At 59.2% G+C, this 12,923-nt stretch carries 10 protein-coding genes; 6 read left to right on the top strand and 4 right to left on the bottom strand.

Annotated elements, in window-relative coordinates; genetic code table 11:
- Nucleotides 1–368 precede the first annotated feature (368 nt).
- From IEX50_RS14520 to IEX50_RS14510, 3 genes are all read left to right on the top strand, one after another.
- Nucleotides 369–1,928: an MFS transporter gene (locus IEX50_RS14520; RefSeq protein WP_157177030.1), complete on the top strand. Its 1,560-nt coding sequence runs from the start codon at nucleotides 369–371 to the stop codon at nucleotides 1,926–1,928.
- Between the two features lie 709 nt (nucleotides 1,929–2,637).
- Nucleotides 2,638–3,669 (top strand): Hint domain-containing protein, encoded by a 1,032-nt coding sequence (locus IEX50_RS17810; protein ID WP_157177031.1) that lies wholly within the window; start codon nucleotides 2,638–2,640, stop codon nucleotides 3,667–3,669.
- 440 nt (nucleotides 3,670–4,109) lie between these two features.
- Nucleotides 4,110–4,547, top strand: a complete 438-nt coding sequence (locus IEX50_RS14510) for a hypothetical protein (protein WP_157177032.1) — start codon at nucleotides 4,110–4,112, stop codon at nucleotides 4,545–4,547.
- Nucleotides 4,548–5,195: 648 nt separating this feature from the next.
- Here the strand turns inward: IEX50_RS14510 and IEX50_RS14505 are convergent.
- Nucleotides 5,196–6,098, bottom strand: coding sequence for a LysR family transcriptional regulator (locus IEX50_RS14505; protein WP_157177033.1), 903 nt, complete (start codon nucleotides 6,096–6,098; stop codon nucleotides 5,196–5,198).
- A 163-nt stretch (nucleotides 6,099–6,261) separates the two neighbouring features.
- Here IEX50_RS14505 and IEX50_RS14500 point away from each other — a divergent pair, with 163 nt between their 5' ends.
- Nucleotides 6,262–7,401: an epoxide hydrolase family protein gene (locus IEX50_RS14500; protein ID WP_157177034.1), complete on the top strand. Its 1,140-nt coding sequence runs from the start codon at nucleotides 6,262–6,264 to the stop codon at nucleotides 7,399–7,401.
- Nucleotides 7,402–7,894: 493 nt separating this feature from the next.
- On the opposite strand, the gene IEX50_RS14495 is transcribed toward IEX50_RS14500, so the two are convergent.
- The gene (locus tag IEX50_RS14495) at nucleotides 7,895–8,314 is read right to left on the bottom strand and encodes a hypothetical protein (protein ID WP_157177035.1); all 420 of its coding nucleotides are present in this window, start codon (nucleotides 8,312–8,314) and stop codon (nucleotides 7,895–7,897) included.
- Nucleotides 8,315–8,681: 367 nt separating this feature from the next.
- On the bottom strand, nucleotides 8,682–9,023 hold the full coding sequence (locus IEX50_RS14490; RefSeq protein WP_157177036.1) for a hypothetical protein: 342 nt from the start codon (nucleotides 9,021–9,023) through the stop codon (nucleotides 8,682–8,684).
- Here IEX50_RS14490 and IEX50_RS14485 point away from each other — a divergent pair.
- Nucleotides 9,022–9,987, top strand: a complete 966-nt coding sequence (locus tag IEX50_RS14485) for a hypothetical protein (RefSeq protein WP_157177037.1) — start codon at nucleotides 9,022–9,024, stop codon at nucleotides 9,985–9,987. The two genes, IEX50_RS14490 and IEX50_RS14485, sit on opposite strands and share 2 nt — an antisense overlap.
- Nucleotides 9,988–10,090: 103 nt before the next feature.
- Here the strand turns inward: IEX50_RS14485 and IEX50_RS14480 are convergent, their stop codons facing one another.
- On the bottom strand, nucleotides 10,091–11,395 hold the full coding sequence (locus tag IEX50_RS14480; RefSeq protein ID WP_157177038.1) for a methyltransferase domain-containing protein: 1,305 nt from the start codon (nucleotides 11,393–11,395) through the stop codon (nucleotides 10,091–10,093).
- 285 nt (nucleotides 11,396–11,680) lie between these two features.
- Between IEX50_RS14480 and IEX50_RS14475 the strand changes: the two genes are divergently transcribed.
- A complete protein-coding gene (locus IEX50_RS14475) occupies nucleotides 11,681–12,214 on the top strand; it encodes a shikimate kinase (protein ID WP_157177039.1) in 534 nt (177 codons plus the stop codon).
- The last annotated feature ends 709 nt before the right edge of the window (nucleotides 12,215–12,923 follow it).

Genomic DNA, 12,923 nt, shown 5'->3' with positions numbered 1-12,923 from the left:
AGTTTTCCCCTCCCGCGACGCCGTTCTTCGGAGCGTCCGTCGACTGGCCTCGATCCCGATCACGGTTGCTCGGGTCGAAAGACGCGGGGTTAGTCCTCGCCCGTTTCTCTTTGCGGAACAATAGGGCGCAGCGCCGCCATTGCTATCCGTTTTACTATAAGACCAACATGGTCAGCTACTATATGGGAGGACCTCGTCGGGTTGGCTCGCCGCCGGCCCCGATTGCGTCGGCGAGCGGAGTCGCCTTTGGCACGGGCCAGACCGGTCGGCTTTGTTTGACGCTGTTGTCGTTAGTGTCCATCGGGGATGCAGATTTTGGCGACCGCACGAGATTTGCAACTGAATGGCTCGGCGGCAGGGGGGGCATAATGGGACAGGCACAAAATGTGCGCAGTTCGGTAGTCGGAGAGCGATGGCCGCTCTTCTGGGCTGGTTGTGCCGCGATCAGCGCAGGCGTGCTGTTACATCTGCCAATGCTCGCTATGGCGCACGAGATGGGCAACCATCTTTCGGGCATGCCGATGGATGGGTGGATGTATCTGGGCATGGCGTTGATCGGCTTGGGGGTGCCGGCCGCGATCGTCGGCGCGCTGCCCAGGCAGCGTCCAGCGCACGCCGCAAGCGCCGGCGCGACGTTCGAGGCGCCCGACGACACGCCGTTGAGCCGGTCGCACGCGGCCGTCCTTCTGGTCCTGACGCTGGGGCTGATCATCGACACAATGAAACCAGCGACGCTGGGATTTGTACTGCCCGGCATGCGCGGCGAGTATGGCATGGCGAAATCAATGGCCGCCCTTCTGCCGTTCGTGGCGCTGACGGGCACGACCGTCGGGTCGTTTTTGTGGGGCTGGCTTGCCGACATTTACGGGCGGCGTGTCTCGATTCTGCTGTCGACCATCCTGTTCGTTTCCACGTCGATTTGCGGCGCCATGCCGTCTTACGGCTGGAACCTCGTCATGTGTTTCCTGATGGGATGTTCGGCGGGTGGCATGTTGCCGGTGGTCTACACCCTGCTCGCCGAGGTCATGCCACCACGGCATCGCAGCTGGGTACTGGTCCTCGTGGGTGGTACGGGACTGGTCGGCGGCTATTTGGCGGCCAGCGGTGCGGCGCATGTGTTCGAACCGCTGTTCGGGTGGCGCAGTCTGTGGCTCCAGGGATTTCCGACCGGTCTTCTGCTGCTGGCGTTGGCGCGCTGGATTCCGGAGTCGCCACGGTTCCTCCTGGAACGGGGGATGCACGCTGAGCTTGCCGACATGACGCGACGGTTCGGAATTGTGCGGAGCGCACGGTCCACCGTCGCTTCGAGTGGAGTTCCGGAATTGGATCGCCAGCGAGCGCTGACCGCGGCGTTGGTGGTCACAGCGCTGTCTTGGAGCTTCGTCAATTTTGGCCTGCTGCTCTGGCTGCCGACAGATCTGCAGGACCGAGGCTTCAGTGCGGAGATCGCCAGCGGAATCATCGCAAGTTCCGCGCTCGTCGCGCTGCCCACGATCATGGTTGCCGCGTTTCTCTACAGCAGGTGGAGCAGCAAGGGCACGCTGATCGGTACTGTGCTGCTGACGCTGACCGGCCTTGTCGGCGCGCTGTTGCCGGCACAGACGCTGGCATGGCCTCCGTTGCTGGTGGCGGTGATCGCGCTGCTGGTGGTGGGTACGAACGGGCTGATCGCGGTGTTGCTGCCGTATGCGGCCGAAAACTATGCATTGGCCGTCCGCGGCCGGGCAACGGGTCTTATTGCAGCCAGCAGCAAGTTCGGCGGCGTCGCTGTTCAGCTCGGCGCGTTCGCTGGACTGATTCCGACGCTTGGCGGCGCGGCGGTCGCGCTGATCGTGCCGATGGGTTTGTCAGCGGCGCTTATTGCCCGTGCTGGGCGAGAAACCCGTGGGCGTAGCTTGCGCGATCTGGAGGAGCCAGCTTCGAACTGAAGCTGTCCGCAAGTGATTAACGTGACCAACGGATGTCGTATCGGGCTGGCTCCGAAGTCAACGCTTGGTAGCTTGGCTTCGGGGGCGTGACTAACTGGCTCAAGAAGGTCACGAACGCGCTAAAGATCAATTTCTTTGAGTTCAACACTGAAACCTGAGTCATCTATTGACGTCTACCGCTTGTGAACTGGGCAGCGCGCAAAATCCCGGCGAGCGCAATTTTTCAGCCGAGTTCGCTACACAATCAGAATTGGTGACCCCAACGGGAATCGAACCCGTGTTTTCGCCGTGGACCTATATTGTTGAGCAACATCAATGTAGTTTACCCCGCAGAACACGAGGAGCGAGGCTATGCGCATCAATGAGTTAAAGCGACGGGGGTAAAATTTTTGGTCCCATCTTACGCTGAAACTTGGGCGTTTCTAGAGGACTATCGATCCATACCTTCAACAGCGCTGTGTCCGCGAGAGTGTAGAATGGGAAATTCCGGTTATCGGTGACGCAGCCGCCCAACCTTTCCTATTTCACTGTTACCGCGCAGACAGCAGCAACGTGCTCCGGCTGAGGCGGAGGCGATGGTCAAGAACCTGAACGGAACATGGGGCGCGCCTGACACTCGGCACGTATCTCGGCGCGAAAACGCGCATCACTTGACCAGCCGGCTAGCAATATTCCGGTTCAGGGCATATCGAGTGCCTGAGAAATCGCGGTGAGGATTTTGGCAGTGGCTCAATACGAAGAATATTTCGCGGATCTTGCAGGCAAGACAATTCAAAGTGACTATTTGTTTCATGTTGCTGGTGACAGTCAACGAGATCAGTATGTCTACAGTCAATCTGGATCTTACGATAACAATGGTGTCGTAGAATATCGGGGTGGACCGATCAGTCTCGAGCCGTCAAGCTTGTCAGGCGGACAGATAGTGCCGATCGATATACAAACTGGTGTTTTTACATTGGCAGGTTCAACATATCAATTTGTCGGAGCTTCAGAGAATAGCCAGCAATTGTTTTTCCGGCCTGTTGGGCAAGGTGAGTTCCGGGAAATAAGCGGTAACATATACTATACTGGCGCAGACTTGTACGCCATATCAAATACTGGCCCTGAACTTACAGTTACAACCATATATGACTCGCACTTCAGCTATGACGAGAGAAGCCCGCTGTGTTTTGTGTCTGGATCGCTAATCAGCACTGACAGGGGTAACATTCCGGTTGAGGACCTTGTTATTGGTGATCGGCTGGTGACAATATCTGGGACTGAGCATTCGGTCAGTTGGCTTGGTTGGGGAACGATGGTTGTCGGACCCTCGAACCAGCCAGTAATAATTCGAGCGCATGCCTTCTCCGATGATTCTCCATTCGAAGACCTTCGAGTAACCAGTGGTCACGGTATCAAAGTGGGCGACGTTCTAATCCCCGCAGGACTACTGGTAAATGGAACTAGCATCATATTCGACACAGCCTCCCGATATGTTACTGTTTTTCACGTAGCGAGTGCCCGCCACGTCATCTTACTTGCGAACGGCCTTCACGCTGAGAGTTATCGCGACGACGGCAACCGCATCGGCTTCCAGCATCAGCTTGGGTCGTTGGGATCACCTCGATCGATGCCCACTTGCCTTCCAGTGGTGACACGCGGGCCGATTGTTGCACGGGCCCAATCGCGATTGTCCGCGTTCGCATCTGCTCGGTTCCCAAATTCAGTCGCCGACGGTGCGCGGCAAAGAGTTTGTAAGTAATTCCATCTCATAGTGTGAAACACGCACCCGTATCGGTCCAGTTCCATTGAGCGTAATCTCGCACTCGTCTCCGTATCCCTCCCACCAGAGAACCTGCGTGAGATTAAAAGTATACTCGCGGTCTTCGCTAACAAGTTTCAATCTAACCCAAGCCATACAAAATCCTGTCGTTTAATAATTTCTCGTTTAGTAAACCGCGTTGCTGAACGAGCCTACGTTTGCAAAATATAAAGGTTACTTATTTAACGCCGTTGGCTCCAATTCTATTTTCTGTGCGTCTTGATTAAGATCATGCATTTTGGTAACTGTTGAACAGTTGTCGACGATCTGCAAGGGTTATTGTTCCCCAACCATAACGATTCATTCGTCTGATTATTGATCATCCTTATCAACCACGTGGACCGTGGATTGCAAATTCCGTGACTACAGGGCTGCGCAACGTGTTCGAGATGGACCGGGGCTTTGGCGGCGCCGTCCGGTTGGCGCCGCCGCACGCGGGCATCGCGCCGTGGATCGAATTGCTCGAAGATTGGTCCGATCGGGCCGATCTCGCCCCTTTGGACAGGATGCGGATCTGGACTGCCGCTGCCGGCCTCGGCTCGGAACCGATCGCCGCTGCGCTCGAACGCGATCTGCTGGCGATTAACAATTTCGATGCCGAAGTCTGGACGGTGGACGATGAACTCGGCCACACGATCAGCAGTGCGCTTCACCAACTCAAGCGGCGGTTTGCGGCACTTGGCGACGATTTAATCGAGCGGCTGCTTCGCTTGAAGCGCTACAATATCGCCATGTACGGTGTCCGGGTGCTTGGCGATCGGGGCGACGAGGCTCGCAGTAGAAACCGCACGAGACTAACACCCACGATCCTCCGGTGACTCAACACGAAGTAAGGCCGTGACGTACGCGCTGATCCCTGTGACCGCCCGCGGGAGACGCGCCGACGAGTGACGCCCAGCCGCACCAGACATGCCGAGATCTTAACCCGAATGTGGCACGGCTGCCGCCGCAGGATAAGCGAACGACAAGTTTAAATGGGCGGCAGTTGAGAGTGCGTTTCGCCTTGTCAGCCTTAGCGGAACGGCCGGTTCAAGCGTCCGCTTCTCCGACTACGAATGTCGCATCGTGGTGGATTGCGGACCGTCCGCTTACGGAAACGCCGATGGCAATAGCCGACATAGCGCGTTACCGTCTTTCCCGAAGACGATGGTAAAATCGGAATGACCGGGTTCAGGAAGTTTGCGGACCTGCCGCTTTCGGGTGAGTGAACTCGCATAGCTCCCGTTTGCTCGCCGTCCGGTGACGTACTCCCCCTGTAACTCCGCCGGTTCGAGCTAGAGGCCGCCTTCGTGAGGAGATGTACGTGAAGAAGAGCAGGTTCAGCGAGGAGCAGATCATCGCGGTGCTGTGCGCGCCGCGCGTGGGTCGGTGCGCGCGCATAGCCGTTGTTGGCTGACCCCGGTCGGCTTTTCCGATAGGTAGGGCGTTTCGGCACACGTCGTGCGAAGCCTTCAGATCAGTCGGTATTACGTTTCGGTGGCCAATGTCGTCAGCCGTTCACGCAGCCAGCGTTTTGCCGGATGGTTTGTAGTCCGGTCGTGCCAAACACTCGCGATAGTAAAGCCAGGGATTGTGAGTGGCGGTTCCACCACCTGCACCTGATCCAACCAGCCATCGGCGATCCGCCGCGGGATCAAAGCGATCATGTCGGACCGCGACACGACCTCTGGCACGATCAAAAAGCCCGACGTAGACAGGGCTACTGTGCGGCGGCGCCCGACGGCCTCAAGGGCTGCATCGGCAGGCCCTGAGAACCCGCCGCCCTTGAGAGACACGACAACGTGCTCCAAAGCGCAAAACACATCTAGGCTGAGACGGCCTTGCACGGCCGGGTGTCCCTGCCGGGCGATCACCGCATAATCATCACGAAAGAGCTGGCGTTGACGCATGGCTGCCGGTGCATGGTCCGGAATTGCCAGGCCTAGGTCAACCTCGCCGCGCTCCAACTGAGAGGAGAGCGCCAGCACGTCGAGGGCACGCCAGGCGATGCGAACCTTGGGAGCCTCGGTCCTGAGCGCGACTGAGAAGCGGGCAAGCAGCGCATACTGCATATAGTCGCTCGCGGCGATCACCAAAGTGGCCTCCATGGTTCCCGGGTCAAACGGCATTCCATCCGCCACAACCCTGCGGACACCCTCCAGCGCGTCATGCAACGGTTGCCGAAGTTCGACAGCGCGCTGGGTGAGGACCATCCCACGCTGTGCCGGAATGAGGAGGGGGTCGCCAAGTTCATCGCGAAGCCGCGCCAGCCGGGCCGACAAGGCGGGTTGGCTCAGGTTCAAGCGCCGGGCGGCACGCGTAACGTTTCCTTCTTCGAGTAGGGCTTCGAGCGTGACCAGCAGGCCAAGATTGAGGTTTCTAGTATCCATTCGCTGGATGACAACAGGTAAAGGGTTCGATTTCAACCTTGGCGACGCACCGGGCAGTATGCCGAGCGGGCGTCGGCTCTCCGAACATCCATCGACAATCTGGATAGCAAATTAGTGGACGCCCTCTCCATCGAACCGCATCCCAGCTTAAGCGGAGAACATCATGATTTCACCGTACACGATCAACATCCCTGACGAACGGCTCGCCACGATCAGAGCCAAGGTCGAGGCTTATGACTGGAGCCAGCTGCCGGATGCGAGAGGCTGGTCGGCGGGGGTCGGGGTTGATGACCTCAAGCGACTCGCCGCTTATTGGCGGGACAGCTACGACTGGCGTGCGATCGAACGGCGCCTCAACGCGCTGCCCAACTTCACCGCCGACGTGGATGCCGAGCACCTCCACTTCATTCATGTGAAAGGCGACGGCTCCAAGCCGCCCGTCCTGCTTCTCCACGGCTGGCCGGGCTCGTATCTCGAGTTCGGGCGGCTTTTGGAGCCGCTCGCGGCGGACGGGCACGATGTTATTGTCCCCTCGCTTCCTGGCTTCGCGTTCTCCAACCCGATCGCGCGCCCGATTGGGATGCGGCGGGCTGCTGCCCTCGTACATGGGCTGATGATGCAACTGTTCGGCGACGCGCGGTATTTCGTTCAAGGGGGCGATTGGGGCCACGGCATCGCGGCCTGGGCAGCGCATGATCGACCGAACGCTTTGCTCGGCATCCATATCAACATGATGACCGTGTGTGCGAGGGATGCCGCTCCGACGACCGAAGAGGAGAAGTCTTTCGCTGCCAAGCGGGCCGCGATTGCCGATTGGGAGAGCGCCTACTTTCACGAGCAGGCAACCCGTCCGCAGACGCTTGGCGTCGCGATGGCCGACAGCCCGATCGGAGCGGCGGGCTGGATACTCGAAAAGTTCGGCAAGTGGGCCGACCTTCCGACAACCGCCGGTGGCGACCCCGACATCTGGAGCAAGTTTTCCGAGGAGGAACTCCTCACCAACATCATGCTCTACATCGCGCCGACATCGTTCGTGACTGGAACCTGGATCTACTACGGCACTCGGCTTGAGGATTCGCTGACGCTTCCGGCCGGCACCCGCATCGAGGTGCCGACCGGTTTTGCGGCCTTCCCCGATCCGGTCTTCTTGCCGCCGCCGCGCTCGTTCGCGGAGAAGACCTTTAACATCGTGCATTGGACCGATATGCCGCGGGGTGGGCATTTCGCCGCGCTGGAAGAGCCGGAATTGATGCTGGCCGACCTGCGCGCCTTTATCGCGACGGTGTCGGGAGCGCACTCCTGAAGGTGGAGATCTCCGTTTCCGAAGCGCGGCGTGTGGCGCTGGTGACGCAGGACTTCAATGCCCTGCGTCGTCACCGCCGCAGTTACCAAACGCTTCCCTGAAACGAACCCATAGCGGGATAGTTGTCCGGGCTATCGCACCGAGAGCCGTCCGGGAAGCCTGCTTTCCCAAAAGCTGTTCTCGATTGCTCTTTCCCGAAAATGGCGTGTCGGAGACGGAGCAACGGGAGAGGTCGCGCTGAACGAATGGCTGTTGTCGGGAGCTCGAATTTCCCGCTTGAACGTCTAGGTGTAGGTCGTTTGCGGACATTCCGCTTTCGCAGCTCGGCCTGTCTCTGTCGCGAATGTCCTGAGTCTCGGACGTCTCAAATATCACCACTTTTGCGACAGTGTCATGGTGCCAGGTAGACTGCATGTCAGTTCTCGAAGTCGGTGTCAGCGTGTTGCGGAAGAGGCTGTCAGCCAACAACGACGGGTTGGAGTAAGGGTGCAGTTCAGTCGATGCGCTGTGGCTTGATCACAGATCGCAACGAGGAGACGGGGAACTCGAAATTGTCGTTGGTGGCTGTCATGGTGCCAAAGGTATTGAGGATGCATCTCATGTCGTTCGCTCGGGGACTGGGCTGTCCCGCAGGAGGTGGTGTGCGCAACACCAAGCGAACCCTTTCGTTGACGACGTGAGCAGAAAATAGCGTGTGCCAGTCGCGAACTCCGCACCAACGGCCGGCTGCTGCCATGTGCTGTTTTACTCGATACTCAATGTTCTGAGAGGCCGCTTCGGGCGGCTCGTCTCGGCACCCGGCTGCAAGGATGAAGCTGCCGATGGCGACGACATACTTCAACGTGACTATCGCTCGGTGAGAATGCGCCGGGGCACTCGCTTCAATCGGAGCTCCCAACAAATATCGCTTCATGCCGTTTTCTCCAGCGCTGGCGTATCAAGTGCATCGGTTAGAACCAACGCGAGTTCTCGATAGATTGTCGATCGGCCGAGTTGGAGTTGCTTGGCTGCTTCGGGCGGGCCGTACACTGGCCTCGATCAGCTTAAGCGCCGAAGTCATCGACTCCGATCGCCGGCAACGACGACTATGGCAAATGACGGCCCTGTTTAGCAAGCAACGCCGCTTTCGCTGACATCGACCGAGGGAACTGACAGTGATCTGGCCGTCGCGCGGGCTTCCCCGCGGTGACGGACCTGCTCTGATCGCAACGAACCGTAATGGACCACCAAGCCTCCCAACGCGGCGCCGGACGGCGGTGCAGGCGGCGGCGCGGGATGGCTTAACCGGTCCGACGCGGATAGAGAGTGTCGCACACGGCCAAGCCGTTGCGGGTGGCGCGACGACGCGACGACGCCAGGCAACGGGTTTGATACACCATGACGACGGCCAGTGAGACGACCGACAACGCCGGATAACCGGTCAGCGAGGTTGACTTGGATCCGTTCGGCTTTCTGGCAACGCGGTCAGCGCGGTGCGCGGCTTGAACCGCGACGAGGAACCGGCCGACCCGTTCACCATCTTCCACACATACTATGTCGATTTCACGCCCGGCCGTGTCGAGGCGGACCTGATCTTTACCGGACTCCGGTCGCGCAAGGACCGCATGATGGTGTTGGTGCATGCCATGGAAAATCCGGACCGAAGCGCTCACACTGGCAGGGAAAGACGATTTTTCGCTTCGAACGCTGGCCGCGAGCGGGGGCACGGCGTCGATCGCGTTCGAGGTGAAGGAGGGCTTCCGCTACGCCATCCTGGCGCGGACGGTGTCGCCGTCCGAAGCGGTCGGCCGATCGCTGACCGTCAGATGCCGAAACTATTCCGGCCGGACGCTTCAGCGCGCGACCGCGTCCGAGCGGAACGACTATCAGGCCAAAGGCATGCGCGACGTCGCGACCCTGGTGGCCGTTCGGCCCGCAAAACTGGCTCGGCCGATGTCGCAGGCCTGCACCGCCGCCCAATTGCGAGAACCGGTATTCCGCGAATGGCAGCGCGTGCTGGGATTAAGCGATCCAGCCGACCAGTTCCAATGGGAGCGCGTGTTCGTTCTGCAGGTGCTAAGGGCGTTCGGGGTCATAGATTCCGGCGGATCGGGCCTTGGCTTCGGGCGGGATTATGATGCCATAGCCAAGGCGTTGGACGGGCTCGGCTGCAACACCGCATCCGCCGAGGCACTCGCCGCCGCCGCGCCGACGCAGAAGCCAACCGACGACGCGGCCACACCGGACGAGTATGAAAGCCCGGTCGCGTTGCCCCCGCCCACCGTCATGCGCAACTACGACTTCCTCTGGTCGATGGGACTGTGCGACGTCCTGCCCAACCCGACTGACCTCATCTACCTGGTCGAGGATTCGATCGAATATCTGAAGTCGGGCGGCATGGCGGTCCACATGCTGAATGCGCAGATCGGACGCGACCAGCTGTCGGCCCAACTGGCACCGGGCATGTTCGATCGCAATCGCCTCGCGCAGCTCTCGCTCGCCGTCGTCGGCGGGAAGCACGAGATTGCGCAGCTGAACATGTATGCGGACCCGGGTGACGAAGGCCCGCACTCGTTCGGCGTCATTATTCGCAAGAACGCAACATGATAGTGCGAGATACTATCTCGGTACGCATCCGCGGCTTGCGTCGACGGCGGATTGAGGCTTCAACAGACTTTGGATCACTGGAGAACTGACGCGCTAGATATGACTAAGCCTGAGCCATGTGTCGGACCTCCACCCCCCTGAAAATTACTGACATATTCGCCTGAACTATTTGGTTGTGTACCCGAAATTCGTAATACGCGCCGTCACCCTTAGCGGTAAAGGACACCACAACATGGTGACGATCCTCCAAATTGGGAAGCAGCCTGTGGATAGTCGCGATATGTCGGCCTCCCTCGGCAACCTCTAGGACCAGATCGATCGCCTCAACCGCCCCACCGTCGAAGAAGAAGTGCGCTTCGTAATTTCCTTCGACCAGAGTGTTGTACGGCCCCCAAACGAGATGGCCTATTTCTTCGAGATCTAATCTTACCTCATACGGTGACAGCCGTTCCTGACGTGCCGAAACAAGAAAGTCCGCGGGCGGATAAGGGCGAACAGCGCCATCATCGAGAACCCAGTGAGGCTGGACGATGCGTTCTACGACGAGCTCGATCTCGTAACAGCCCGATCCGGTTTCGCGCGGCGTGGGGCGATAGTTAAAGCCGGCATCGTTCTCGACCAAATGCCGTATCCGATAGCTGTTCTCGTCGAGCGCCGACTCCATCTCTCCGAGTAACGAGCGCGGCGTGTAGAAACGCTTGTGATCCGGGTTCCATCGTGACGGCATCTGACGCTTGCGCTCGAAGAGATGCTGATGCGGTACAACGATGATCAGAAATCCGCCATTCTTTAGCAAGCGGAACCAGTCCTTCAGTACCGCGCGATAGTCGGGGATATGTTCATAGCAATGGCTGCTGTAGATTGCGTCAAGGCTCTGGTCCGCAAACGGAAAACGCTGGCCGTCATAACCCGGATATCCAATATCAACGCCCACTGCCTGTGGCACGATTGGCACGGTCTGGTGATCGTAGCCGACATAGCCCACCTCCATTACCGCAGGCCCGGAGAGGTACCGGTCGATAAATCCATCGGCGATCTTGGTTGCGTAGCTTTTCCCGGATTCGATGCCGACCTGGCGGGTAGGTTCTGGCGGAGACCATCGATGCTCCCTCGTCAGGTCGAGCTCTACCCCCAAGATGGTGAACTCGCATTTTCCGCGACAGAACAGCCGTACTTCCAGTCCCTCGACACTGTCGCCAAGGTCGACCTCTTGCTCGATCGAGCGCTGCCCGTCGATGCGGACCATGGCGTTGACCAAGCGCGTCGCGCCGAGATCAGCTGTGATCTCCATCATCACATTCCCGGAACCGCCGGCCGCAAGCAAGATGCGCGCGTGGAGTTTGCCGGAGGGCATTGGCAGATATGGGCCATGCAACGCCGCGCCTCTGCGCGCGCTGACGTGAATCATGCTGTGTTGCCTACGTCCCACGGTTGTACGCAAAGCAGAACCCAGGCCGTCGAAACGCCACTTCATACAGGTCGATCCCACACCTTGATTCGCTTGCAACGGACGCGATGATAAAAGCGTAGCAGCAATCTGCGGCTACGCTGTTACGATGCCAGCAGTTTAGAACGTCCGCAATTGGGCGTTACCGGACATTCGTATGCCATCGGTGCCGAACGTCCGGGTTTGGTGGGAAGCGGACGGCCACGCTATGACGTGGAAGAGTCTGCTGGAGGCATAACGAGCGGCATGCGTTTGATTTTCATCTACGGCCCTGTTGCGAGCGGCAAGCTGACGATCGGCCGACTGGTGGCCGAGCAGATCCGGGCACCGCTTTTCCACAATCATCTCATTGTAGATGCGGTCGCGGCGGTGTTCCCGTTCGGTTCACCGGAGTTTGTGCGCCTGCGAGAGCAATTCTGGTTAGAGACGATCTCCGCCGCAGCGTCTTCCGGGCAATCGCTAATCTTTACGTTCGCGCCCGAACCGAGTGTTTCCACGGACTTCCCCGATAGCGTTCTGCGCTTGGTCGCACGAGCAGGAGGACAGGTGACGTTCATAGCTCTTGATCTGGACGAGATCGAGCAGGAGCGGCGGCTTGTGAACCCCTCGCGCGAGCAGTTCGGCAAGCTGCGCTCGTTGGAAATCCTTCGTGAGCTTAGACCTTCGATGACCGCCTGCATGAGACAGATGCCGGAGGCCGCGCTGCGGATCGATACAGGAACTCTTACACCGATCGAAGCTGCCAGTGCGATTGTTCAGCGTATCGCCACAGTTAGCTGAACGTCCGCTATTGGGCGAAGCGTTCAATTACGACGCCGAGCAAATAGCACGCGCTGTGCGGGATTAATCGATTGTTCATCCCAATCAACCTGCCGCTTGGAGGTGGGGAGTTGGCGACGGTCATTGTCATAGAAGAGCGTTCCATGCAGCCCGACCGCTACGCGCTTTAGTATGGGCCGCCCCATAGGCGTGACAGCACACGTGATGCCTCGTCATCGCCTAAGCGAAGCCAGCTGCCGCCAAGTGTTCGAAGAGAAAGTGTCCGGCGTCAGGCTCGATTGCCCCGAGTTAAACCGCCCATTGACCAGATCCGGCTAGGTGACGTCGTAGTGGCCACGCGGTTTGATCGGCTTGCGCGATAGGTAGCTCTGATTGCTTCCTTGTTGGCGCCGTAACAACCGCACTTAGGTGGCCAATGCACGCGCCGTGATCAACGTCCGGTCAGGCAGCCCGTCCGCGTCGCAGCCCGTCAAATCGGTTACAATGTCCTCGACGTCATGTGAGTGCGTCCCTCGCCCGCTATGAGATTTTCCAGCCCCGGGGACGCCGCGGATGTTTCAGTTATACAGCAGCTTTCGGCGTCTCATTGCCCTTGTTCAAGAGTGCGGTTAGCCATTGTCCAGCGCGAACGGGGGACGCTGGTGCGAAGCAACTTGGGATTCGTGCGGGCGGCGTTGACGGCGGGCGTGCTGACGACCGCTGCCATGGG

The sequence above is a fragment of the Sphingomonas prati genome, assembly GCF_014643515.1.
GTDB lineage: Bacteria > Pseudomonadota > Alphaproteobacteria > Sphingomonadales > Sphingomonadaceae > Sphingomonas_R > Sphingomonas_R prati.
This window is presented reverse-complemented; position numbering and strand designations above follow the sequence as displayed.